The following is a 25,457-nucleotide window of genomic DNA, read 5'->3' as shown; positions in this document are numbered from 1 at the left end:
CTCTATTCTTCAATATTTACAACGTGATTCCCATCAAAGAAGTATAAACATTTCTCTTTTACAGGATGTTGTAAGCTTTTCTCCAGTGCTTTTGCATATAAAGAAAGCTGCACTTTATATCGATCTTCTAAAATTGGTTTCGCTTGTTCGAATCCGCCTGGGAATTTCCCTTCAATCGTATCTGTTTTGAAGTCGATTAACGTAATGCCATCTTCCTCTTCAATCATGCAGTCGATAACCCCTTGGACAAGAATCATTTCCCCGCTCTTCCCTTGCCAATCTTGATATGCTTCTTCTGCTGCAAGCATCATCGTAAATGGTACTTCACGCTCAACACTTTTCGCCGCTAATACCCTTTTACCTAAGTCACTGTCAAAGAATGAAATTACTTTTTCAATCGCTATTTCTTCCGCCTGCTCGAATGTTAATAATTCCTTATTTACCATTCCAGCAATTTGCTCTTGAAGAACTTCAACCGTAATCGGCTTCTTCAAATCAACATGCTGCATAACGGCATGGACTGCTGTTCCGCGCTCTGCGTACGTTAACCCTTTTTTCTCCATAAATCGCGGGCGTGTTTTAATTGGTGCACGTAGTTTTTTAATAAAGGCGTTATCGCTACCTTCTTCAGATTGATAATTTCTCTTTATTTCTGTAACAGATTGCTTCGCACGATGAGATGTCGCATCCTCATATCCGTACTTCCACATTAATCTGTCGTACACTTCTTCTTTCCGTTCACTTTGCAGGGGAACAGCCTGTTTCTCACGAAGCGCTTCTAACAATTCTTGTTTCTCTTCTTGAACTGGCTCTGGTGCAAGTAGCGTGTTACCGTCCACAACTTCTACTTTCCAGCTAGTGTCATACTCGTAAATTTCATCTGGAATACTTCCTTGTCCTAATTCAAGAAGCATTTCACTATCACGGTGTCTATATAATGAAGGTGCAATCCAGTCTAAATAACAAGACGCTCCGGCACGTATGTGATCTGGTAATAACCATTCACTATGTTCCCTCGCATCAAGCCATTTTTCCATTTCCTTATTTGCATCCTTAACTGTGCCGATTAAAATTAACTTCTCTTTCGCACGCGTCAATGCTACGTATAGTACGCGCATTTCTTCCGCAATTAATTCCATTTTCATTTTACGCTTAATCGCAAGCTGTGATAATGTTGTATATTTAATTCGTTTACGCGGATCGATAAATTGCGAACCGAAACCGAAATCTTTATGCAATAAGAAACGTTTCATTAAGTCTTGTGTATTAAAACGACGACCGAGTCCAGCTACAAATACAACTGGGAACTCTAACCCTTTACTTTTATGAATTGTCATAATGCGAACAACGTCTTCTTGTTCACCGAGAGCCCTCGCCGTACCCATATCATCACCGCGTTCTAAAATACGTTCAATAAAACGTAAGAAGCGGAATAATCCTCTAAATGATGTTGCTTCATATTGTCTTGCGCGGTCATATAGTACGCGTAAGTTTGCCTGCCTTTGCTTTCCAGCCGGTAAACCGCCAACGAAGTCGTAATAACCTGTCTCACCGTACACTTTCCAAATTAAATCAGAAAGTGATTGTTGACGGGCGAATTCACGCCATCCTTGCAGTAAGTTATAAAACCACTCTAATTTATCATGAAGCTCTTGCTCCTCTTCAAGCGGTGCCCCTTTTAAGAATGAGCTCATTACTTCATAAAACGAGCCTTTCTTTCCATGAGCACGAAGCGTTGCAAGTTCTTCATCGCTCAATCCAACGATTGGGGAACGAAGTACAGCGGCAAGCGGAATATCTTGCATCGGATTATCAATAACGCGGAATACGTTCATCATAATATTTACTTCTGTCGCTTCAAAATAACCAGTCGCGAGGTCAGCGTATACTGGAATTCCTTGTAATTTTAACTCTTCCATAATTTGCGGGGCCCACGGCATGGAGCGAAGTAAAATAACGAAGTCGCGGTATTGTACCGGACGCATACTATCATTTTTACGGTCATACACTTCATAACCGGAATCAACCATCGCTTTAATGCGCTGCGCCATAAGGCGAGCTTCAAGCTGTGCTTTTTCGACTTCTGCACCTTCTTCACCGTCTATTACTTCTTCTTCCGTTTGCTGAATACATAGTAATTCTGCTGCTACATCTTCACCTTCTGGATAGGTAGCACCTAGCTTTAGTTCAGCGTCAGCATCGTAGTCAATTTCCCCAACTTCTTCGCCCATAATTTGTTTGAAAATAAAGTTCGTACCTGCTAGTACTTCATGACGACTACGGAAGTTTTTCGCTAAGTCAATCTTCATTCCGCCGCCTAATCCTTCTTGTGTGAAGCGTTTATATTTTCCTAGGAATAGTCCTGGCTCGGCTAGTCGGAAACGATAAATCGACTGCTTTACGTCACCAACCATGAACAAGTTTCCTTCACTCTCAGAATCTTTCGTTACGAATTTAATAATCGATTCTTGTACGAAATTCGTATCTTGATATTCATCGACTAATACTTCAGCAAATTTATTACGATATTGGAGCGCCACTGCTGACGGATTCATTTCACCATTTTCACTTTGTTCACTTAAAATTTGTAAACAGAAATGCTCTAAATCTGTGAAATCGACCATTCCTTTATCTCTCTTCATCGCTTGGAAACGCTCTGTAAATACTTTTACAAGTTGAACAAGCTTTTCTAATACTGGGTGCATATCTTGAAAATCTCGTAAGAAACTTTCAGGTTTGCGGCTAAATAACTCTTCTTGTAATTTCTTCACTTCATCTTTCGCTTTATTACGAAGAGAGTCTACTTGTTTTACAACATCTTCATTGTAATCACTTTTCTTAATACGCTTTAACGTTTGCCACGATACGTTTTGCATCGCTTCATACACACTTGTCCATGACTCACGAGCAGCTGATGATAGCGTTCCAAGTAATGCTACATCTGCTTGCAGGGTTTCAATGCGAGGCGCTGGACCGTCAGGAAGCATTGCGAGTTCAGTTGCCTTACGAATATGCTGTTCCGCTGTTTCAAGCTGGAATTTCACATCTTCTAATAAATAAGAAGCATACACTAAATCTTCAATTGTCTTTCCTTCTACGTCATATGCTTCTACTAATTTATCAAGCCATTTTTCCGGATTTGGATGCGCTCTTGACTCTGTATGAAGCGCTAAAATCATACGTTGTAAGTCATCATCACTACGGTCACTCGTATAACGATCAACAAGTTCAAAGAAGATTGTATTATCTTCGATTCCGTACTCTTCTTCTAATATGTCATCTAGCACTTCTTCTTTTAACAATTCATTTTCTGTTTGATTCGCAATACGGAAACGAGGATCAACATCAAGCATGTAGTAATATCCTCTAATTACTTGTAAACAAAATGAGTGAATTGTTGAAATGGAAGCTTTATTTAATAGGCTCAGCTGCTTTCTTACGTGTTGAGAACCTGGTTCATCAATTAATACCTTTTCTAACGCTTCCCCGATTCGGTTTTTCATCTCTTGCGCTGCTGCATTCGTAAATGTTACAACGAGCAGGCGGTCGACATCGACTGGATTCTCTTCATTAATAATCTTTTTAATAATACGTTCAACTAATACTGCTGTTTTACCTGATCCAGCTGCAGCCGCAACTAAAATATCACGCCCGTTCGCTACAACAGCTTTCCACTGGTCATCTGTCCATTGACTACCTTCTGGTTTTTTAGGACAATTTTCTATCATTCTCCGCCAACCTCCTCTCTTATTTTCTCCATCGCTTCGCTATCTTTCATATCTTTTAACGATCGGAACTGATTATCTTCCAGTGACTCATCAAATTGACAAACAGACTTGAAGTTACAGAACGTACATGCTGCTTTATTTCCCATTTTATAAGGAGCAATATCGATAACACCTTCTGTAATATCTTTTCCGATATTTTCAAACGTATGGTGTACATATTTTTGCAGTACGTTAAACTCTTGCTCACTTGCAATACTTGAACGCGCACTAAAGCTACCGTCTTTTTTCAGGCCAGCAGAAATAATATCTGAGCTTCCTGTTGAAAGTTTGTTATCCATTAAACGAACAACGTCAGCATCTCCTAATACGAGTCCTTTCATTTTAAATTTCTTTAAAATTTCTTTTTCAATTTCAGCTTCAGATGCGTCACCTTTCATCTCAACGATTGGGTTATGAATATGGAAATACAATACACCAGCTGGTGATGCTGCGTGGCCTTTTTTCATCCACGTCTGTGCATTCGAAGTAACGACATCTAAATACGTTAACATTTGAAGTGCTAATCCGTAATACACTTCCGTTAAATCTAACGCTTTTGAACTTGATTTATAATCAATAATACGTAAGAACGTCCCGTTTTCATCTTCTGCCTTATCAACACGGTCAATACGACCGACTACTTCCATCTTCACACCATTTGGTAATGAGAATTCCATCGGCGGAAGTGATCCTGTACCACCCATACCGAACGGCACTTCTAAATCAACTGGTACGAATCCGCTTGACTTCGCATGTTCACGAAGAATGATTGAAGTACGGAAAATGATTTGTTGTAGTTTTTGTTTTAAATAGAAATGACGGTTTGAACTTAATAAAATTTGTCGTTGTAATAACGGTGCGATTTCTTCTATTACTAAAACAGAAAGATGCTCACACTCTTTTATGGATAAATCCGCCCAAGTACGGTTTTCACGCAATAACTTGTCCGCAATTTTCTTTAATGCCGCATGGAATAATTCGCCGATGTCTGGCGCATCAAGCTTGAAAATATCACGCTCTCTAAGCGATAAACCGTGCTGCGCAAAATGAGCGTATGCACAACGGTTAAATAGTTCCATACGAGAGACACTTCCTTTAATTATATCTCCGTATAAATCTCTACTTACTGCTGTACTTAATTTCTTCGCACGATTTCGATAGAATAAACTTGATAAGACGCGGCTGCTTTTTTGTTTCCATTCATCTGAAGTTACGTAGAAATTATATACGTCCCACCAAAAGTCTAAATTCCCTTCAAATCCGTATCGCTTCCACGTTTGTAGTTGCTGCATAACGTAAGATAACGTTACTTCTGGCGTTGCTACGTATGAAATTTGTTCTGAACGTGATAAATCGTTTACATCATTCGTAATAAATGAATCTTTCACATTAGGGAACATTCTTTTTATTTTCTTAATAAAGCTAGACGCAAGTAACGTCTTTCCTTCTTCATCTGCAAGCGGGCATGAAATGTATAGCTTCTCAGATGCTCTCGTTACCATTTGATACATAACGAACTGTTCTTCTAACAAAGTTTGTCTCGTCGTTGGCCCTAATTCAATCCCTGCTGCACCAAGAACTTCTCTTTCTTCATCAGAAAGCATACCTTCGTCCATAGGTGCTGCTGGAATAACACCCTCATTTACACCTATAATAAACGTTGCTTTCACGTCAGATAATCTGGAGTGATCAATATTAGCAATTAACACTTGGTCTAATGACGGCGGAATGTTAGCAAATTGAAGCGCCTCAAGACCAGTCGACATAACGTCCGTAAACATAGAAAGAGACATTTTCTCCTCACCAAGCATCTCTACAAACGTATCAAGAAGGCTCATTACTTCTTCCCATACTTGTTCATGATCTGTCGCAAATAAGAAATCTCCACTTTCTTCTGCACGTATACGTAATTCTTCTAGTTTTTTCGGAACATCCAGTTCTTCTAAAAATAAGTAAACTGCTTCACACATTTGCATAACTGTTCCTGCACGCTTTAACCTTTTTTGCATGCGAATAACAGGTGTTCTTACAACGTCACGTAACCTATTTATTTTCTCTTCCATTTCACGTTCACTGTCTGTGATCATCCCGTTCGTATCATCAAGAGAACGATAACGGCGATACATCCATGGATCCTCTGAAGTCCATCTCTTTCCTTGTACACCGTACGCTAAACAGTAATTTTCAAATTCATCCATTTCTTCACGCATCGTTTCTTTTCTTACGTCTAATGGATATAAAAGCTCTGTTTTCACGCAACGGAACACCGCATCATAACGCCAATTCCCACTAATAATCTCGAGTGCAGAACGAATACATTCTACTAATGGGTGGTGTGACATCGGGCGCTTTTCATCGATGAAGTGCGGGATATTATAATCTGTAAATAACGTTCGCATCACATCGTAATAACTTTCCCCATTACGAAGAAGCACTGCAATATCCCGGTAACGATATTTTTCATTCGCAACAAGTTTACGAATTTCACGCGCAACACCTTCTACCTCCGCTCGTAAATTCGCAGCTGTACTAATCGTTACACTCGCTTCACCGTTAAATTTTTCATTCGGACGCGCTTCATAATGAGCTTCTAAATGCGCTAATGCCGGAGAATGAAAACGCGGCTGTTCCATAAGTGGAATTGTTTTTTCAATTTCTATTTTCTCTTCACGCGCTACTTGTTTTATTTTTTCATACGTTAACGTCGTTTCATAAAATAAATCGAGTTCATTTACTGGCTGCGCTAACGTTTTTTCATCTATCGTTAACGTGATTGTAACTCTCGCTCCGCAAATCATAAGCTGTCTTACAATCTCTAACTCTTGCGGGGAGAATGAATGAAATCCATCTATATAAATTTCCGCACCATTTACATATTCAGACTGCGGAAGCTTTTCCACTAGCAATTGCAGGTAGTCTTCTGAATCTAAGTATTTTCCAATTAAAGCACGTTCAAAATCATCGTATAATAGCTGTAAATCATACACTTTATTCGCTAGTAACTTTTGTTCGGCACTGCTACTATGCGCATCTAATTGTTGCCACATTTCATATACGTTAGATGGCGTTACATTGTAACGTTTAAACTCTGCAATCATACTGCCAAGATGTTCAAAGAAACCGTTTTGCTCCGCTGCTTTTTGGAACACCGATAATCCATCTTTACGAGACTCTACAATTTTACGGAGTAACATATGTACACCAGCTTCATCAATATGAAGACGACTCGCTCCGCCAACTTCTTGCAGTACCTTCCACGCTAATCGTGAAAAACTAAAAACTTGTGCCCGAATAGAACCTCTTACATCCTCACTTCCAATTAACGCCTGCTGCGTCTGGAATGTCATCTGTTCTGGCACAAGATATAATATTGTTTTCCCTCTCGGGCGTTGTTTTAACTCTTCTTGCACTTCGCGTAAACAAAGTGTACTTTTTCCACTTCCCGCTCTACCAATCACAAATCGAAGTGACATGTAACCCCACCTTTCACTTACATAACGAACGTTAGTTTGCTACTATAATTGTATTATAGGACACGAAAAAAGACAAACTGAGTTGTTTGCCTTTTTCTATACTTCTATCTATTATATCAACCTTTTGAAAAATTCGTTTGCACCTCTTGAATTGGCCAATATCGCAAATCAACTTTACCGACGACTGTATCAGCTTTTACAAAGCCAAAGTGTCTACTATCCCAGCTCCCGAGCCGGTTATCACCTACTACAAAAATAAACCCAGGTGGCACCAGTTTTTCTTTCGTTAACTCTTCTAATGTAAAGTCGCCTGTTAGTTGCCTTCCGTTTATCTCTTTCTTATACTTCTCTAAATACGGCTCATCAATAAATTGACCGTTTATATATAACTTATCCTGCTTATATTCAATATGATCTCCAGGTAAACCGATAATCCGCTTTACATAGTCCTCTTTTTTATTCGCATGAAATACCACAACGTCAAATCTGTTCAAGTCCCCAACTTGATAACTCACCTTATTTACAACTAGCATATTGCCATCTTGCAATGTCGGCATCATTGACTTCCCCTCTACAACATACGTTGAAAAGAAAAACGTTCGAAAAAATACAGCTAATAATACACCAATTAAAATTGTTCGTATCCACTCCATGCCTTCTTTTTTCAAAGTTTTCTTCATCTGCTTCTCCCCTTATCCTTTAATACTGAAGCTTTCCTTTACAAAGAAGACTATTCTTAATGTAGTTCTAACTTTACTTCGATTTTCTTACCGACATACCATAAAATAAAAATACCAATCGCTACAATAACTGATTTCACCGGATTATGAATAAATGACATTAAATCATGACCGATATACGTTAAAATAAAAATCATCACAAGTTTTCCGAATGCTAACGCTAGACCAAACTGTTTTACACTAATTCGGGATAAACCAGCGACAACATTTATGAGCGCTGACGGTGTAAACGGAAAACAAAATATAACAAAAATCGGTGCGAATCCTTTCCTTTCAATCCACCCCATTGCTTTTCGTACTCTCTCATGCTTATTTACAAACGAAAAGAAACGACTGCGACCAAAATGGCGGATGATGAAAAAGACAAGTAATGCACCCATTACTGATCCAAGCCATGAATAAAGAAAACCGAGCCAAAAGCCAAATGCAACAGCATTCGCCAGTACAAATACGATAAGCGGTAATGCTGGAATCAACGCCTCTATCATCGGTAAACCAATACCAAGAAGTGGTCCGAACGCTTTATAACTCTCAACAATATGATCCATATTTTCTGGTGAAAAATACTCTTTGATTGTCTGAAAATCCATTCTACACTTTACCCCTTTACTCTAAATACTATCCCTACTGTATCATTGCTTATATGAAAGAGGAAATGGTAGATACGACATATGGAGATGTATTTATTAAAGTTTCCATATCTTTCATAAGAATTCCTTCATTATTTAGCTATGATAATCTATCAATATTCGACAGGACGTGTCGTTCGTTTTGTTATTTAGATTGTTTTTTGATTTTTTCGGTAAATGAAATTACAATGGTGATTTTCTAAATATAACAATTACAACTCGGTTTTTCTAATATATCGCCTTACCTACAAAGACTGATAAAGTGAAACTTTAATCAGTGGGGATTTTGTTGATACCCCGCTTAACTTCTTTGCTTTCGCTGAATTTTGAGGCGGGGTCTTACTGCCCACAAATAACAGGATAAACAAAAAAAGAATGGGGATTCCCCCATCCTTTCACACTTCGCCTTCCTTTACAAAATACACACTCTCATAAGCGGGTCTTAATGTTGATTCCTCTTTTTTATCAACCTCTTTAAAACAAGGATTCCCTTGTTTTTTCCTACGATCTTCATATTCAGTACGTAATTTTGCTGTACGATTTTGTTGATTTTCAAAACTAGTTTTTGATATCTCTAATTTCACAGCAAAGCCATTTATAAATCTAATAATAAGATTTCCATCTTTTAATTCTTTATTACTTTCAATATAAAAATGAGACAACCAAGCACACTCTTTTCTAGAGTAAGAATAGGTAGGGAAAAAATAAAGTTGATCTGCTGGACTAATCGCAATCGGTGCTTTATGTGTAATATGAGTTAACTCTTTCGTTCCTTCTTTTCTGCCTAAGAAACTAGAGCCATGCTTGCGGCAACTTCTTTCTATAATATCTAGAGGTTTTTGAAATACGAAAAAAGAATCATTCATTTCAACGACTCGCGTAACAATTTTCTTTTCACTTAGAATAACAGGAAGTAAGGCCATCGTATTTTTCGTTACAACATAATTTTCGACATAGCGTTCCACTTTACTTTCCATACTCCATTATCTCCTTTTTTCCATTTATATTAGCAGCTGCATATATAATTTTAGCATCTATGAAAAGGAAATAGCTTACAAGTTCCGCTTTTTTACAATTTTTTATCATTTATCAAACATTTGTTAAATAAAAAAATCACGATATAGTAATGATTTAATTTTAAAGTTATAAAAACAGCATTTATACTACCTATAAATATTTATTATCCCTTCCTATTTTCACATCATGAAAACAATTAACTTTGCTATAATTAAAATGTAAATCCAATATATGGAGGGCCACTATGGAAGAAAAAGAGATCCAACCATCGATTCAAATGAAAAATAGTAGCGTCATTATCGTGAAAAACTCAGCTAGTATTATATTCGGTTTATTTTTCATTCTGCTATTCTTTGCTAAACCGTTTCGTAAATCAAAATGTCCAGAATGTAAAAAACGTGAGAAGACAAAATCATGACAAGAACAATAAAAGGCCTTCCTTTATGGAATGCCTTTTTACATTCGTAGTATCATTTTATTTATTCTTCTTCCCCCTAAAAAACGACTATATTTTCTTCCAAGGTTCTCTACATCTTTTTTGATTTGTAATATGATCCTTATATAAAACATGAGAAAGAGTATTACTTGTTACCCGCTTTTAATTTTTATTAAACACTTCAAATTTGTACATCTTTATCCATCACTAACAATTCGTTAATTAGTTAACTTTGTAATATAAGTTTTGTATATAATGTCATTCAAAAACACAATATATATAAGTAGCTATTTATAATTACATTGCTTTTTATCGAATTCTAAAAAGGAGTTGTATACTATGGATAAAGAAAATCCATTAAATCAGCAGGTTAATAGCATTCCCTCAGATGCTCTGAATACCCCTAGTAAGGAACAAGAACAACTGTTAGAAACATCATCTCAAAACGTACAAAATTCCAACAACAATGCTAACAAAAAAGATGTTACTCAAGGTCTATCTGGAAAAGATTCCCCTATTTCAATAGAGAATACAAATTTATAGTTATTTACTATCATACGCAGCAAATGCTCTTGCTGAACTAATTCTTCTACAGAAACTAATACGCATTCCAGATAATTTTTCACCCGTTGTAACATAGAAAAAGAGATTTAGATATAAAAACAGGCTCTGAAAAAACTTTCCCCACAACAAAAAAAGGATGGCATTAGCCATCCTTTTTTCCATCATCAACTATAAAATTATAGTTTGATTACGTTTTTAGCTTGAGGTCCACGGTTACCGTCTTCGATTTCGAAGCTAACTTTTTGACCTTCTTCTAAAGATTTGAAACCGTCAGTTTCGATTGCTGAGAAGTGTACGAATACGTCGTTTTCGCCTGGAACTTCGATGAAACCGAAACCTTTTTCGTTGTTAAACCATTTTACTTGTCCTGTTACTGCCATAATTATTTCCTCCTAAGAAAATACAAATTTTAAATTTTTTAGTCTTCCTGTCTAAAAAAAGAATCCACACATTATCAAATACGAAACATAAACTAGTTCTCACATACTTTTTCTCGTTCGTTTTCAGCACTTGATAACATATGGATTGCTTAATTTAACTATTCAACTGACATCATCATAGCACATTAAAATAAAATGTACAATCTTTTTCGAAAATAGAATTTCTAATTTTTAGTATTTCTTATAAAATATACTTATCTCTATTCTAAATAAGGAGGAGTTTATGACCAATAAAATTCCTAGAAAAACATTAAAAAGAATTGAAGAGGATATTGAAAATAATAATCTTGGAAAAGCAAGAGATAGATTGCACGGCCTCATCTTTACATACCCAAATGAATTACATCTTCGAAAACAACTCGGAGATATTTATTATACATTACAATATCCAGAAATGGCTGGACGTTACTGGTATCTAGAAGAGCATAAAACAGATATTATGCATGAATCATGTTTATTATTTGAAAAATCAATGGGAAATAGTCCTCATCATATTGCACGTGCTTTAAAGTTTAAAGGCGATTCTAACCATATAAAAGGTTTGTATAAAGATCAACCTTTATCTTCAGTGCAGAAGAAAGTAGCAGAGGAGTTAATTTATGAGTATAAAGAAACATGGCAAGATAAGCTAGTTCCTTTTGGCTGTCTAGCATTGCTTGCTTCCCTTCTCTTTTCTGCCGTTGTTGGTCTATTCACTATTTGGAATTGGATTTTTTAATTACAGGGGGAATTTTCACATGTCAAACTACGCTAAAGAAGAAAGGCTAACAGGGGGAAACGTCTCAAGCGTATATCGTTCTGAAAATACTGTTCGGCGAGAGTTAAAGCCAGGCAGTGAAAAGATTCATAAGCTATTGCAACATTTAGAAAACAAAGGATTTCATTATGCTCCAAAGTTTTTAGGTGTAGATGAAAAGGATAGAGAGATTTTATCCTTTATTGAAGGAGAAGCTGGCAATTATCCTTTAAAAGAATATATGCGATCTAATGATGTATTAAAAGAAATAGCAAAGATGCTCCGCCTTTACCATGATGCTGTAAGTGATTTTCCGTTATTAGATGATTGGAAACCGATGGATCATACTCCAAATAACATTGAGGTTTTATGTCACAATGATTTTGCCATATATAACATTATTTTTAATAATGAGAAGCCAGTAGGGATTATTGATTTCGATGTTGCTGCTCCTGGTCCAAGACTATGGGATATCGCTTATACACTTTATACTTGTGTGCCTTTAAGTAGAGTATATTATACAGAATCCGGTGAAGCCGTTCATTATGACTCATCGCAACATGCAGATCGTATTAAAGAGAGAATGAATTTGTTCGTTCAGTCCTATGATAAAAATATGAATGAAGATTACTTAGGAATGGTGTTACTTCGATTAGAAGGATTATGTACATATATGAAACGAAAAGCGCAAGAAGGCGACTTGAATTTCCAAAGAATGATCGATGAAGGACATCTAGAGCATTATGAGAAAGATATAAAGTTTATTCGTGATCATAGGGCTGAGTGGAGTTGATTTAGTAATAAAGAAAAGGGAGTATCGTTTTTTGCCGACAACTCCATCTCTCTTTTCGAATCGTTTAGAAAATAACAAGGGGCACCTTTCAAAAAAGGTGCCCCTTCCTTTTATTTCGTAAACTGTGCTTCTTCCGTAGATCCTTTTAACGCTGTCGTTGATGAAGTTCCGCCTGTAATCACTTGTGCTACTTCATCAAAGTAACCTGTTCCTACTTCGCGTTGATGACGTGTTGCAGAGTAGCCATGTTTTTCAGCTGCGAATTCTGCTTGTTGTAGTTCAGAGTATGCTGCCATGCCGCGCTCTTTATAGCCACGTGCTAGTTCAAACATACCGTAATTTAATGAATGGAATCCAGCAAGTGTTACGAATTGGAACTTGTAACCGTAAGATGCGATTTCCTTTTGGAAGCTTGCAATTGTTTTTTCATCTAGTTTTTGTTTCCAGTTGAATGAAGGTGAGCAGTTATATGCAAGTAGCTTCCCTGGATGCTCCTTATGAATTGCGTCCGCAAATCGTTTTGCATCTTCTAAATTTGGTTCTGACGTTTCACACCAAACGAGGTCTGCGTACGGTGCATACGCTAAACCGCGCGCAATTGCTTGATCAAGACCTGCATTCGTACGGTAAAATCCTTCTGGTGTTCTTTCTCCTGTAATAAATGCTTTATCAACAGGATCGATATCGCTCGTAATTAAATCAGCTGCATCCGCATCTGTTCTTGCAACGATAATTGTCGGCACTCCCATTACATCTGCTGCAAGGCGTGCAGAAATTAAATTGCGTACTGCTGTTTGCGTTGGTAGTAGTACTTTTCCACCTAAATGGCCACATTTTTTCTCTGAAGATAATTGATCTTCAAAATGCACACCTGATGCACCTGCTTCAATCATACCTTTCATCAGTTCGAATACATTTAATTGCCCACCAAATCCAGCTTCTGCATCTGCTACAATCGGTACGAAATAGTCTGTATCATCGCTTCCTTCCATATGCTGAATTTGGTCCGCACGTTGAAGCGTTTGATTAATTCGTTTTACTACAGCAGGTACGCTGTTCGCTGGATATAAACTTTGGTCTGGATACATATGTCCAGAAAGGTTTGCATCAGCTGCTACTTGCCAACCACTTAAGTAAATCGCTTTTAACCCAGCTTTTACTTGTTGCATCGCTTGGTTTCCTGTTAATGCGCCAAGTGCGTTAATATAGTCTTCTGTATGAAGCGATGTCCAAAGCTTCTCAGCACCGCGACGCGCTAACGTATGTTCAATGTCAATTGACCCGCGCAGGCGAATTACATCTTCTGCCGAATATGGACGTGTGATCCCTTTCCAACGCTCATCTAATTCCCAGCTTTCTTGCAACTTCTCGATTCTTTCGTTTTTCATTTGTTCCATCCCCTTTTCGTTTTTTATAAAATTTCATAACCCGGTAATGTTAAAAATGGTACGAATTCATCATTTCGAACGAGATTTGTAAACAACGTTGTCGCCTCTTGGAATCTCCCTTTCTTAAAGGCTTCCTTACCAATCTCTCTTTCTATTTTTGCTAATTCTTCTTCTTTTAGCTCTTCCATTAATTCAAGCGTAATATTACGACCATCATTTAGTTTTCCACCTTCATGACGAATCCATTGCCATACTTGTGCTCTTGAAATTTCAGCTGTTGCCGCATCTTCCATTAAGTTATAAATGGGTGCTGCTCCCCGTCCGCTTAACCAAGATGCAATATATTGAATACCTACGCTAATATTCATGCGAAGGCCCTCTTCTGTAATCGTTCCCACCGGTACCTCTAGTAAATCGTTTTCTGTTACACATATTTCTTCACGTTTTCTAAAAATTTGATTTGGTGTTTTCATAATGTGATTAAACACTTCCATTGCAACCGGTACAAGTCCAGGGTGGGCGACCCAAGTCCCGTCATGACCGTCTAAAGCTTCGCGTTCCTTATCAGCACGCACTTTTTCAAAAGCTGCTTCATTTGCTTCTGGATTATTTTTAATCGGAATTTGTGCCGCCATTCCTCCAATTGCTGGTGCATTACGGCGGTGACATGTTTGAATTACTTTCAAAGAATACGAACGCATAAATGGCGCCGTCATCGTGACTTGTGCTCTATCTGGTAGTAAGAATTTATTATGATTACGGAAACTCTTTAAAAAGCTAAAAATATAATCCCATCTTCCGCAATTTAAGCCAGCAGAATGATCTTTTAGCTCATATAAAATTTCATCCATTTCAAACGAAGCGTGAATCGTTTCTAGTAACACAGTTGCTTTAATCGTTCCATTTGGAATGCCGATATATTTTTGAGCAAATACGAATACATCATTCCATAATCTCGCTTCTAAATAACTTTCCATTTTCGGTAAGTAAAAGTATGGGCCGCTCCCTTTTGCTAAAAGAGCTTTCGCATTATGGAAAAAATACAAACCGAAATCTACTAAACTACCCGACATATTTTTCCCATCAACTTGCATATGCTTTTCCTCTAAATGCCATCCTCTTGGACGTACAATGAGTACAGCTGTTTTCTCATTTAATCTATATTCTTTCCCTTTATCATTTTCATGTGAAATCGTTCCCTTTACTGCATCTCGTAAATTGATTTGACCTTCCACTGCATTTTCCCAAGTTGGTGAATTCGAATCTTCAAAATCCGCCATAAAAAGATGCGCTCCTGAATTTAAAGCGTTAATGACCATCTTTCTATCTACCGGTCCAGTAATCTCTACACGGCGATCCTCTAAGTCTTTTGGCAGCTTGGCAATTGTCCAATCCGCTTCACGTATGTGTTTTGTTTCTTCTAGAAACTTCGGAAACTCCCCTGCATCAATTCTCTTTTGTTTTTCTACACGTTTTTGTAAAAGTTCTATGCGGCGCTCATTAAAATTCTCATGTAGTTCCTTCAAAAAACTAAGCACCTCAAGTGTCAATATTTCGCTGTACGCTGGTAACATTTCTCCAACGAGTGTAACCCGTGAAGTTTGCGTCGACATATTAGCATCCCCTTCTTAAACTGTTTTATAACAGATTTGATTTCATGTTTTATATTATATAACAAATCTTCAGAAAAGGAAGTTTTTTTTGAAAATTCATTTCGCTTTTTTTCAAAACGCCATTCTTTCGCGCTTTATTTCATACAAAAAAGGCCGCTGTTATACAACAACGACCTTTTTGTATTATTTTTGAATTTCACTTTGACTAGTTAAACTTTATTACTGCCCTTGTTCCATATCATGCAATATTGCTCTATGTAAAAACTGTGCGTATTGTTCTCTCGTTACCTTCATAGACGGACCGAATTTACCTTCTCCGATTCCCAGTGTAATACCATTTGTTTGTACTGCACTAATTGCATTCGTTGCCCATGAATTTGCTGAAACATCATTAAAGTTATGAGATCCCTTTGCCTGTAGGTCAAAAGCATTCGTAAGAACTTGTGCCATTTCCGCACGCGTTAACGTCGCCTTCGGTCTAAAGTTTCCATTCTCGTCTCCCTGGAAAATTCCGATTTCCGTTAGAGCCAATATCTCCTCGATAAAGCTTGTTGAATTTTCATCGATATCTCCATATGGGTTTTCATATTCATCTTGTTCTTCCATATCAAACACACGGTAAATTAAAGCTGCAACTTGCTCACGTGTTACATTATCCCCAAAACCGAATATTCCATCGCCATATCCCAAAATAATTTCTTGTTCCGCTAATTCATGAATTGCCTCATATGCCCAATGTCCTTTTGGTACATCTTTAAATACAATTGTATTTGCTTTTTGCAACGGTGCACTTTCCGCTTTTACACTATTACTCTCTGCTGAGAATAACACCCCACCCATAATTGTTAATGCTGTAGCTGTTTTTAATAATTTTTTGCTCATCAAATTATCTCCCCAATATGTATATGTTTTTTTAAAAATATACAGAATAAATGGTATAGTGACAATATATTTTCCGACACATTTCGTGACGGTTTTGTGAATCATATTACACATCATGTCTTTTTCATCGGGTTGATTATAAAGCTTGTTTATAACCATAAAAATACATAAATACGAATAATAATTCTTTTTTAAACAAACAAAAAAGCACAAATTTTTCTATTTGTGCTTTCATATTTCACTCTACTTCCAATCCTCTTTCAAATGATAATTAATAATCGCATTATTAATAAACTGAGCATATTGTTCTCTAGGTACAGGGCGATTTAATTCATACATGCCATTCCCAGTTCCTCTCACAACATTATTAGATTGTAACGCACTAATTGCATCTTCTGCCCAGTGACCTTTTGGAATATCTTTAAATGTATGTTTTTGTTTCGTTTCAAAATTAAATGCTCGTTTTAAAATGACAGCCATTTCCGCTCTAGAGATTGGTGCTTTCGGCCTAAAATCCCCTTGGCCATCCCCTGTAAAAACACCACGTTTTGTTAACGCTAAAATTTCCTTTTTAAAAGTGGTTGTACTATCAGAAACATCTTTATATGGATTCGCTACTGGCCCTTCTTCTTTTATCTCAAGTGTTCTGTAAATAGTCCCAGCTACTTGTTCACGTGTTATAAGATCGCCAACACCATACTTCCCGTTTCCATACCCTAATATAATTTTATGATACGCTAAATCCATAATAGCATCATATGCCCAAAATCCGTATGGAACATCTTCAAACACAATCATTTGTGGATACTCTTCCGCTTTTACAGGTGTCACATTCGCCCCTGCAAATATACCTCCTGCCATTGTCGCAATCATCATTACACCCAATATTTTTTTCTTCATTATCCTCTCTCCCTATTTCATTCAAATAAAATGAACTTCATTGTTTCAGGAGTACTATTTTTTTTGTGAATGTAAGATAAAATGCAAATCTTCTAGAAGAAATATTTCCACTACCTTTCTGCTTTATACCCCCTTCTTTCTTTTTCAAAAAGGAAGTTGTCACATCTAAGGTGTTATATACTAAAACATTCTACAATCTCTTTATAAACTCCTTTTCACTTTATAACTTCCCTTTATTGGCACCTAAAGGAGATGCCTAATGGAGATTACTATATTCATGGTTTATATTTCAGAGGTAGCATCCCCCTTCACTGATAACTCGCTTTCGCTGAATTTTGAGGTGGGGGTCTTACTGCCCAGCAAATAACGGGATAAAAAAATCATCCTTTTTTCTTAAAAGAGGATGATTTTTTTATATTTATTAACACTCAAATATGCTACTACTTTTGAAGAGTAAATTGGGCAACTATTTGTTTTAATTTTCCTGCTGCGTTATGCATATGTTCAATTGAAACCGAAATCTCTTGAACAGATTTTTCTTGCTGTTGAATAGACTCTTTTACCCTATCAGTTCGGTCAGATGATCTTTGGGAAATTTGAGCCATGTCTTCTGCAGAAGCCGAGATTTCCTCACTACTCGCTGCAATTTCATCTGTAGACATAGATACCGTTTGAATTTGCTCAGATACTTGCTGTACTTTTTCTGTAATTGTTCCAAATACTTTTTCTGTATGCATTACTACTTGTGTACCTGCCTGTACCTCATTATCTACTTTCCCCATCATATGTACCGTATGGTTCGTTGTTCCCATAACTTGAGTAATAAGATTCTCAATTTGTTTTGCAGAATCACTAGATTGTTCTGCTAATTTCCGCACTTCATCTGCCACAATTGCAAATCCTCTACCACTTTCACCAGCACGTGCAGCCTCAATTGCGGCGTTTAATGCTAATAAGTTAATCTGGGAGGTAATACCTTGCATAACATCAATGATTTTAACAATTTCTTCTGATTGTTCTTTCATAGTCTCTACTTGTTTCACACCACTATGTACCGAATTTTGGATTGTATCCATCTGTTGAATCATTTGTTTCATTAATTTGTTACCATTCTCTGCATCTAATGCTGATTGAGCAGATAATTCATTTACAGAGGACGATGTATTGACTATACTCTGCATTCCTTGTGTCAACTCTTCCATCGCACCCGCAGTTTGTTCCATTGCTTGCATTTGACTCTCTGCACCATTTGCAACTTCTTCAATATCCATAGTGATTTTCTTTGCTGCACTACTAGATACTTCTGATGCAGATACTACTCCGTCTGCATGTTGAAATAAAAGCTGAATATTATTCTCTACTTCTTGCATATTTGTTCTTAGCCCTGCAATCATCTCGTTAAAATTACTTACTAATACACCTAATTCATCTTTAGCATTATAATCACCATGTACGGTTAAATCTCCTTCTTTCGCTCTTTCCATCATACGACTAACCGTTTGTAAAGGAGCAACTATAAGCTTGCTAATAATATAACTTACTATACATATAACGATTGTAGTAACTACTACAAGAATGATAAAGGTAATAACGGAACGATCAATCATTTTTTGAGAATCTTTAAATACTTGGTCAGCTAAATTTGAAACATACGATTCTAGATCCACTGCATAACCGGCTAACTCTATTCCCTTCGGTTTTAATTCCTTCTGAAATTCATTTACCATTTGTGGCTCGTTTGTTGCCTTTGCCTTTTCAAATAATTTTTTATATGTATCTTTATAACTTGGCAAAGATTTCTTCATCTTCTGAAACAGTTCATCCTCTTGCTTACTTAAATTAAAACCATCATCATATTCTTTTAATAAAGAATCATATTTTTTAAGATCCTTTTCAATATTATCAATTATTCCCTCTTTATTTGCCACTTCATTTTGTGATACCGTAATTAATTCTAGTAGGTTATATTCTAGTGAATTTTGTGTGCGAAGCATTCCTTCTAATAAAATTGCAGAATATTGATAATCATCTACTACAACCTCTGTATCATGCTTAATCTTATTAATAGAACTAATTGCTACACTGCTTATAATTACCATACCTAAAACTGCTAATGAAATAAGCGACAATAATTTATATTTCACTTTTAAATTTTGTAAAAAATACATTTTTCCACCTTTATTCCTTTATATATAGATTTTTAGAATTTTATAGCTTATTATTTACAAAATCACAATAAAAAGCAATGATAAATATTCCCAATATGAAACTTATATCTCTATAAAAAAAGAAGTAGCTATCATGCTACTCCTTTTTGCTTTGTTTCTCATATTGTTCAAACGTATGAATTCTTTCAAAAATTGGTGGGTGCGTGTATAAGAAAAATTTTACTAACGCAGGCGGATTTACTTGGCTTAAACTTGTTTTTGATAAATATTGAAAAGTTTTCACACCAGATTTCCCATCCTTCGTCATATTTAAAGCATATTGATCTGCCGCTCTTTCTTCTATACGTGAAACGTAGTTTGTTGCTGGTTGTGCTGCAAAAGAGAGGACAGAAGAAATTAAGAAAAATAAAGGTAAAATGGAGAAACATGCTACTTTTGAAATTTGCAATGTATCTCCCCATTTGCGAATACACATATTTATAATACGACTAATTAAAAACATACCTATAAACGATAGCAATACATAACTTGCAACGCCAAAATATATATGTTTCATAACATAATGCCCCATTTCATGAGCCATTATAAATAAAATCTCTTTATCTTTTAACTGCTTAAGCGTTGTATCCCACATTACAATACGGGCGTTAGGACCAATTCCCGTTACGTAAGCATTTAATGCATTCGTTTTTTCTGACATGTTTACTTCATATACGTGTTTAGCAGGAATGTCCGCTTTGTCTGCTATCGCTAAAATTTTCGTTTCTAATTCTTTATTTTTCAGCGTCGAGAAGTCGTTATACAGCGGATCAATAACGACAGGCTGTATGAATGTTAAAAAGATTGTAAATGGAACAGAGAGCGCCCATCCTGCTAGCCACCATCTCTTCGGAAATTTACGGATAAGCCATAATAGAACGGTAACTACGATTAACATAGTCGCATAACTTTCCCAAAAACCGATAACATGATCTTTTATCCAGCTTTGTGTACTTTGTGTTGAAATGTCGTAATCAACGGACACTTTCCGGCCAATCCATTGCATCGGTAAGGCAAGCACTGTTGTCAATAATGATAAATAAAAGAAATAAATCGCAACTTGCAAAACACTTATTTTAGTCGTTTCCTTCGACCATTTCTCAAACTTTCTTGAAATACCTAGCACAAGTACAAATAATAAAATAATCCATTCAAGAGGCGTCGCTAAAAAGTATAGTAAATTTTTCACGCGCGAATAATCTTGGCTTAGCGTAAGCTCTCTAGCACTCATAAACGTTTCTGGATCTGCACTCGTTCCCTTATACATGTCCGGAATAAGTTCATGATTCCATCCAAATAAATACCAATATATAAGTAACGCAAATCCAACGTACAAAAAAAGCGACCAACCGATAACCTTCCTCACGCTATTCCCTCCTCTATGCTGCCTGTCTATTATTATTGTAAGTTCGTACACGCTAAATTAGAACAAGCTTATTATGTGAATTGCTCTGAATCTTTTTATTTACATAAAAAAACTCTTCTACATAAGAAGAGTTTTACCTATCTTTAAACACTTTCTTCGGTTCACAATCCGTACACTTACAAACCAACACGTACCCTACTTGCTTTTTAGATAAAATAAAAAGCCTCTTTAAGGAAGTACATCTATTAATAAACTAAAATCTTGTAAAGAGAAAGAACTATATTTCATAATACCCTGTACAGCTAAAAGTAAAACAAGACCGATCACACACATATAGTTAACGCTTTCTTCATTCTTTTTTTCAGTAACCACTCCACCACTTATACATAAAATCCCTAGCAAATGGAGCGCTAAATACATGAAAAAATAAGCTTCCTCCCAGCGCAAAATAACATTCACTGTCGTTATTAACACTAGACTAAGTAAAATCAAATAAAAAAACTTATTTGATGATATCGTTTCATTCATATAATTTTATACATCCCTTTCAAATTTCGAATTAATGATGTTTCAAAGCTATAAAGTAAATGATTGTTTTCATACCATAAAACAAAAGGAAAGCCACCATTACTTTCTCGAATACTTTATGAATCCACATATACTTCTCTTCATTCTTTCTGAAGATGCGCTTCATCATTTCTTCTACAATTAGACCAAATATTAGTAAACCCCCGAACACAATAAGAAGAGAAATAATATTTTCTTTTAAATGAGTACTAGAAAATACGTAATACTCTGGAAACACAATCGTATCTACTACAGGTTGAAGCCAATGACAAACACTTCTATCACACATATCTGTAATAGACGTAGAATCTATAATGTCTTTTAATATTTTTTCAACCGTCTTCTTCATCTTATTTACTCCCGACTACATCTGAAAAGCTCTTTTTCTGCTCTGCATATATAACTGGCACTTCTTTACTCCAATATTTGCGATTAACAAATAAAAAGATAAGTACTAAGTTTAATCCTGTTATAAAAATAATAAGTCCAGGAAAGAATGTCGTATAATTTGAGAAATCGGCAAAACTCATAATTTTTTCTCTACTTATTAGAAAAGACGCACCTATTACAAATGCATTGTTTAACATATGTATTGCAATTGGCATGAGTAAACTTTTCGTACGAATATATACGATTGACAATACGATGCTGAATATGGCTGCACCGAGGAAATCAACATGTAACAACGCAAACAATATTGCTACAACGATGGTCGCTATGCTCGTTCCCCATTTTGTTGCAAAACGTTGAAGTAAAAATCCGCGAAAAACAAATTCCCCGATAATTGGTGCGATGAATACGACCCTAATGACTTGAGATACATATCCCCCAGTACTATCTACAATTGGTTCATGCAGGGCGTTCATAATAAAGTCCGGTGTAATCCATGCAAAACTATACATATACAAAATAAGATACCCGTAACTAAACATGCATAACATAACCGTAATGTATAAAACTTGTACCAAGTTAAATGTTTCATTTTTATTAACAAATAATGAAAATGAAATGTGGTGCTTTCTATACTCATAAGAAATCCATACCATCGGAAGGATATAGAATATAAGGATATTTATAAAAGAAGAATTTTGTATATGAAATATACTTGTTAGCAAATCGCCACTACTTCTCGCTATTAAAATTAATAGTGCAAATACAATTAAAAAATATCTAGCTCGCATCACTTGAAACGGGTTCACACTCATCTCCTCCCCTATGTTACTTTTATCATATCATTTGATTCTTAATTTTTTGCGAAAGAAAACCTTAAAATTTCCTTAAAAATTCCATAAGTTACAAAATGATGATATGATATTCGAGAAAATTAGGAGGGATGTTTATGTACCAAGCAAATATTTTACTCGTTGATGATGAAACAGCAATTTTACAATTACTAACTACCATTCTTGAAAAAGAAGGCTTTTCTCATATTACAACTGCAACATCAGCTGAAATAGCTTTATCTCTAACTAAGCAAAACAATTACGATTTAATTATTTTAGATGTAATGCTTCCTGGACAATCTGGTTTTGATATTTGTCCAATCATTCGCCAACAAACAGATTGTCCAATTTTCTTCCTATCAGCAAAAGCATCTGATTTAGATAAAATATCCGGATTTTCATACGGTGCAGATGATTATATTACGAAACCATTTAATCCATTAGAAGTAGTAGCACGTATGAAAGCACAGCTTCGGAGACATATGAAACAAACCGTACCACACGAACAAAAATCACACTCGATTTCATTTGGAAGATTTGAAATTGATCAGCACTCTGCAGAACTAACAGTAGATGGGCACATTGTCGAATGCTCCGCTCAACTCTTTCAACTACTACTCTTCTTTTGCGAGAATCCGAACTACGTATTTTCGAAAGAGGAAATATACGAAAAAGTTTGGGGAGCACCTGCCTATAATGGCGATGACAACACTGTTATGGTCCACATTCGAAAACTACGTGAAAAAATTGAACATGATCCAAGTAAACCAGAATATATAAAAACCGTTCGCGGGCTTGGTTATAAGTTCGTTACAAAGTAGGGTGACGATATGAATTTTAATAAACGACTTATTATTCAATTTATCATGCAACACGTTTTTGTTTTAGTTACATTACTTATCGCTGTAGTTGCTGCTTTTACTTATTTAATTTTTCTTCTTACTAGTACTTTATACGAACCTAATATTCCAGATTCTGATAGTTTTACAATTTCAAGATACATCTCTTCAGAAGATGGGCATATTTCGTTACAATCTGAAGTGCAAGATTTAATAAAGGAGAAAAATGATTGGCTCCAAATTGTAGATGAAAACGGAAAAATCCTCTACCACTTTAATACACCAAATGATGTTCCGAATGCTTATACGAAGACATCTTTAGTCGCATATATACAACATCATATCGAAAGTAATTATAAATTTACATATTGGGAAATTGAATTAGAAGAAAAGAAAGTACTTGTTATTTATGGTGGTATGTTAAAAAGCAATGCGTTACTGACAGCAATTCAAAAGGATCACTCCTCTTTAACGATGGATTCGTTCACATTAACAGATCAAGAAAAACAGTTACTGTCTAAAGAAAAAGCAGCACTTCAAATATTTAATCAAAATGGCGAAGAGGTTTTTGCCTATCCAGCTGGAAAGAAAAAAACATTTTCAGCAATACAAATCGCCCTTAATGAAAAAGAACCGTGGAATCATAAAGAAAATACGTCTAGCTTTTACGATGCAAATAGTGGCAACCTTCTCGTTGTAACTTCAAAAAATGAGCACTACTATCCAGGTGACGAAATTGAAGATGTATTTACTAAGAAGTTTCTCATCGGATGCGGATTAATCCTTCTTATCGTATTTGTTTATTTAGTCATTCTTTCTATTTGGTACGGTAATAAATTCGGGAAACCGTTATTACATGCGATGCGCTGGCTTAAAAATATCGCTGGTGGAAAGTATGAAGAACCTATTAGTAAAAAAGGAAAACCCGTCAGGTTCCGGCGATCTGGTAAAGAAAAATGGTCATTCCGTTTGTTTAGAGATGTAACAAGTTCACTAGAACACCTTTCTATTACACTCAAAAAAAATGATGCGATGAGGCAAGTCCTCCAGCAAACACGAGAAGAATGGATTACCGGTCTAACACACGACTTAAAAACACCACTTAGCTCTATATATGGCTACGCATTATTACTCGAATCGAATCAATATAACTGGACTGATCGTGATATTCAGCAATTTGGTAGTGTTATGAAAGAGAAATCTCAATATATGACAACATTAATTGATGATTTAAGCTTAACGTATCAATTAAAAAATAACAGCCTTCCTGCCCAACACGTAAACGTTGAAATCAATCAGTTCGTCCAAAAAGTATTATTGCAATTTATTAATAATCCAACACTTCAAAATCAAAATATTGAATTCGTACCGAGCTCAAATAAAATTCAATATTTCATTGAAGAAAAATGGTTCCAGCGTATTATCGAAAACTTACTAGTAAATGCTGTAAAACATAATAACGAAACAACTACTGTCATCGTAAAATTATCACAAAACGCTAATTCCTTTACACTCTCCATTTCAGATGATGGAAAAGGAATGGATGAAAAAACGAAAGAACTTCTATTTGAACGATATTACCGCGGAACAAACACAGAAGAAAGCAACATCGGAACTGGACTTGGCCTAGCCATTACAAAACAGCTCGTTCATGCTCATAACGGAACAATTTCCGTTGATAGTGCACTCGGAAAAGGAACGACGATTATTCTTGTATTTCCGTTTCGTTCGTAGGAAAGACGCTATGTGGCGTCTTTTTTCTTCCCTGGAATAATTTTACTGTAATTGAAATTATGTGGATCGTTTTTTTTGAGGTGTTTTAACGGTATATGAAATTATACCGGCGATTTTTTGAATATATCAGCGATTTTCTAGAT

At 35.9% G+C, this 25,457-nt stretch carries 21 protein-coding genes; 6 read left to right on the top strand and 15 right to left on the bottom strand.

From position 1 onward, the window contains the following. Positions 1-2: 2 nt before the first annotated feature. The 5 genes from addA to NST90_RS05675 all read right to left on the bottom strand — a co-directional run bounded on the left by addA (position 3) and on the right by NST90_RS05675 (position 9,586). Positions 3-3,728, bottom strand: a complete 3,726-nt coding sequence (addA, locus tag NST90_RS05695; protein ID WP_025709864.1) for a helicase-exonuclease AddAB subunit AddA — start codon at positions 3,726-3,728, stop codon at positions 3-5. Beyond that, a complete protein-coding gene (gene addB, locus NST90_RS05690; RefSeq protein WP_025709863.1) occupies positions 3,725-7,240 on the bottom strand; it encodes a helicase-exonuclease AddAB subunit AddB in 3,516 nt (1,171 codons plus the stop codon). The genes addA and addB overlap by 4 nt, the downstream gene beginning before the upstream one ends. Before the next feature lie 116 nt (positions 7,241-7,356). Further along, the gene (gene lepB, locus NST90_RS05685) at positions 7,357-7,920 is read right to left on the bottom strand and encodes a signal peptidase I (RefSeq protein WP_000751919.1); all 564 of its coding nucleotides are present in this window, start codon (positions 7,918-7,920) and stop codon (positions 7,357-7,359) included. Positions 7,921-7,976: 56 nt separating this feature from the next. After that, entirely contained in the window at positions 7,977-8,570 is a 594-nt protein-coding gene (locus tag NST90_RS05680) for a TVP38/TMEM64 family protein (protein ID WP_000347517.1), read from the bottom strand. A gap of 434 nt (positions 8,571-9,004) precedes the next feature. Further along, positions 9,005-9,586, bottom strand: a complete 582-nt coding sequence (locus tag NST90_RS05675; protein WP_000444443.1) for a competence protein ComK — start codon at positions 9,584-9,586, stop codon at positions 9,005-9,007. 284 nt (positions 9,587-9,870) lie between these two features. Between NST90_RS05675 and NST90_RS05670 the strand changes: the two genes are divergently transcribed. Together NST90_RS05670 and NST90_RS05665 are read left to right on the top strand one after the other, a co-directional pair. After that, a complete protein-coding gene (locus NST90_RS05670; protein WP_000391374.1) occupies positions 9,871-10,044 on the top strand; it encodes a hypothetical protein in 174 nt (57 codons plus the stop codon). A gap of 357 nt (positions 10,045-10,401) precedes the next feature. Beyond that, positions 10,402-10,605, top strand: coding sequence for a hypothetical protein (locus NST90_RS05665; RefSeq protein ID WP_000356924.1), 204 nt, complete (start codon positions 10,402-10,404; stop codon positions 10,603-10,605). A gap of 197 nt (positions 10,606-10,802) precedes the next feature. On the opposite strand, the gene cspA is transcribed toward NST90_RS05665, so the two are convergent. Further along, positions 10,803-11,006 carry an RNA chaperone/antiterminator CspA gene (gene cspA, locus NST90_RS05660; protein ID WP_000301518.1) on the bottom strand — a complete coding sequence of 68 codons (204 nt, stop codon included), beginning with the start codon at positions 11,004-11,006 and terminating at the stop codon, positions 10,803-10,805. 283 nt (positions 11,007-11,289) lie between these two features. Between cspA and NST90_RS05655 the strand changes: the two genes are divergently transcribed. Next, positions 11,290-11,784: a DUF6584 family protein gene (locus NST90_RS05655; protein WP_000182396.1), complete on the top strand. Its 495-nt coding sequence runs from the start codon at positions 11,290-11,292 to the stop codon at positions 11,782-11,784. 19 nt (positions 11,785-11,803) lie between these two features. Next, the gene (locus NST90_RS05650) at positions 11,804-12,595 is read left to right on the top strand and encodes a phosphotransferase (RefSeq protein ID WP_000073793.1); all 792 of its coding nucleotides are present in this window, start codon (positions 11,804-11,806) and stop codon (positions 12,593-12,595) included. A gap of 110 nt (positions 12,596-12,705) precedes the next feature. Here the strand turns inward: NST90_RS05650 and aceA are convergent, their stop codons facing one another. The 9 genes from aceA to NST90_RS05605 form a co-directional block, all read right to left on the bottom strand. Beyond that, entirely contained in the window at positions 12,706-13,983 is a 1,278-nt protein-coding gene (aceA, locus tag NST90_RS05645) for an isocitrate lyase (protein ID WP_000787346.1), read from the bottom strand. Between the two features lie 23 nt (positions 13,984-14,006). Next, complete coding sequence (gene aceB, locus NST90_RS05640) at positions 14,007-15,596, bottom strand: malate synthase A (RefSeq protein WP_283748234.1); 1,590 nt, start codon at positions 15,594-15,596, stop codon at positions 14,007-14,009. A 219-nt stretch (positions 15,597-15,815) separates the two neighbouring features. Then, positions 15,816-16,583: an S-layer homology domain-containing protein gene (locus NST90_RS05635; protein WP_113710744.1), complete on the bottom strand. Its 768-nt coding sequence runs from the start codon at positions 16,581-16,583 to the stop codon at positions 15,816-15,818. 138 nt (positions 16,584-16,721) lie between these two features. After that, a complete protein-coding gene (locus NST90_RS05630) occupies positions 16,722-17,378 on the bottom strand; it encodes an S-layer homology domain-containing protein (protein ID WP_000727094.1) in 657 nt (218 codons plus the stop codon). Between the two features lie 440 nt (positions 17,379-17,818). Further along, a complete protein-coding gene (locus tag NST90_RS05625) occupies positions 17,819-19,546 on the bottom strand; it encodes a HAMP domain-containing methyl-accepting chemotaxis protein (protein WP_006924933.1) in 1,728 nt (575 codons plus the stop codon). Between the two features lie 136 nt (positions 19,547-19,682). After that, entirely contained in the window at positions 19,683-20,951 is a 1,269-nt protein-coding gene (locus tag NST90_RS05620; protein WP_283748235.1) for a M48 family metallopeptidase, read from the bottom strand. 228 nt (positions 20,952-21,179) lie between these two features. Then, a complete protein-coding gene (locus NST90_RS05615) occupies positions 21,180-21,479 on the bottom strand; it encodes a DUF2101 family protein (RefSeq protein WP_001006050.1) in 300 nt (99 codons plus the stop codon). A gap of 31 nt (positions 21,480-21,510) precedes the next feature. Beyond that, positions 21,511-21,867: a hypothetical protein gene (locus tag NST90_RS05610; RefSeq protein WP_044306655.1), complete on the bottom strand. Its 357-nt coding sequence runs from the start codon at positions 21,865-21,867 to the stop codon at positions 21,511-21,513. A gap of 1 nt (position 21,868) precedes the next feature. Next, on the bottom strand, positions 21,869-22,717 hold the full coding sequence (locus tag NST90_RS05605; RefSeq protein WP_001067986.1) for a type II CAAX endopeptidase family protein: 849 nt from the start codon (positions 22,715-22,717) through the stop codon (positions 21,869-21,871). Positions 22,718-22,857: 140 nt separating this feature from the next. Between NST90_RS05605 and NST90_RS05600 the strand changes: the two genes are divergently transcribed. Then, complete coding sequence (locus NST90_RS05600) at positions 22,858-23,562, top strand: response regulator transcription factor (RefSeq protein ID WP_029442109.1); 705 nt, start codon at positions 22,858-22,860, stop codon at positions 23,560-23,562. A gap of 9 nt (positions 23,563-23,571) precedes the next feature. Continuing rightward, on the top strand, positions 23,572-25,314 hold the full coding sequence (locus tag NST90_RS05595) for a HAMP domain-containing sensor histidine kinase (protein WP_069604544.1): 1,743 nt from the start codon (positions 23,572-23,574) through the stop codon (positions 25,312-25,314). Positions 25,315-25,457 lie beyond the last annotated feature (143 nt).

Source organism: Bacillus sp. FSL E2-8900 (assembly GCF_037966225.1).
GTDB lineage: Bacteria > Bacillota > Bacilli > Bacillales > Bacillaceae_G > Bacillus_A > Bacillus_A cereus.
This window is presented reverse-complemented; position numbering and strand designations above follow the sequence as displayed.

Coding starts and splice junctions, on each gene's coding strand:
- addA (WP_025709864.1), bottom strand. CDS start 3,728: ATGATAGAAAATTGTCCTAAAAAACCAGAAGGTAGTCAATGGACAGAT.
- addB (WP_025709863.1), bottom strand. CDS start 7,240: ATGTCACTTCGATTTGTGATTGGTAGAGCGGGAAGTGGAAAAAGTACA.
- lepB (WP_000751919.1), bottom strand. CDS start 7,920: ATGAAGAAAACTTTGAAAAAAGAAGGCATGGAGTGGATACGAACAATT.
- NST90_RS05680 (WP_000347517.1), bottom strand. CDS start 8,570: ATGGATTTTCAGACAATCAAAGAGTATTTTTCACCAGAAAATATGGAT.
- NST90_RS05675 (WP_000444443.1), bottom strand. CDS start 9,586: ATGGAAAGTAAAGTGGAACGCTATGTCGAAAATTATGTTGTAACGAAA.
- NST90_RS05670 (WP_000391374.1), top strand. CDS start 9,871: ATGGAAGAAAAAGAGATCCAACCATCGATTCAAATGAAAAATAGTAGC.
- NST90_RS05665 (WP_000356924.1), top strand. CDS start 10,402: ATGGATAAAGAAAATCCATTAAATCAGCAGGTTAATAGCATTCCCTCA.
- cspA (WP_000301518.1), bottom strand. CDS start 11,006: ATGGCAGTAACAGGACAAGTAAAATGGTTTAACAACGAAAAAGGTTTC.
- NST90_RS05655 (WP_000182396.1), top strand. CDS start 11,290: ATGACCAATAAAATTCCTAGAAAAACATTAAAAAGAATTGAAGAGGAT.
- NST90_RS05650 (WP_000073793.1), top strand. CDS start 11,804: ATGTCAAACTACGCTAAAGAAGAAAGGCTAACAGGGGGAAACGTCTCA.
- aceA (WP_000787346.1), bottom strand. CDS start 13,983: ATGAAAAACGAAAGAATCGAGAAGTTGCAAGAAAGCTGGGAATTAGAT.
- aceB (WP_283748234.1), bottom strand. CDS start 15,596: ATGTCGACGCAAACTTCACGGGTTACACTCGTTGGAGAAATGTTACCA.
- NST90_RS05635 (WP_113710744.1), bottom strand. CDS start 16,583: ATGATTCACAAAACCGTCACGAAATGTGTCGGAAAATATATTGTCACT.
- NST90_RS05630 (WP_000727094.1), bottom strand. CDS start 17,378: ATGAAGAAAAAAATATTGGGTGTAATGATGATTGCGACAATGGCAGGA.
- NST90_RS05625 (WP_006924933.1), bottom strand. CDS start 19,546: ATGTATTTTTTACAAAATTTAAAAGTGAAATATAAATTATTGTCGCTT.
- NST90_RS05615 (WP_001006050.1), bottom strand. CDS start 21,479: ATGAATGAAACGATATCATCAAATAAGTTTTTTTATTTGATTTTACTT.
- NST90_RS05610 (WP_044306655.1), bottom strand. CDS start 21,867: ATGAAGAAGACGGTTGAAAAAATATTAAAAGACATTATAGATTCTACG.
- NST90_RS05600 (WP_029442109.1), top strand. CDS start 22,858: ATGTACCAAGCAAATATTTTACTCGTTGATGATGAAACAGCAATTTTA.
- NST90_RS05595 (WP_069604544.1), top strand. CDS start 23,572: ATGAATTTTAATAAACGACTTATTATTCAATTTATCATGCAACACGTT.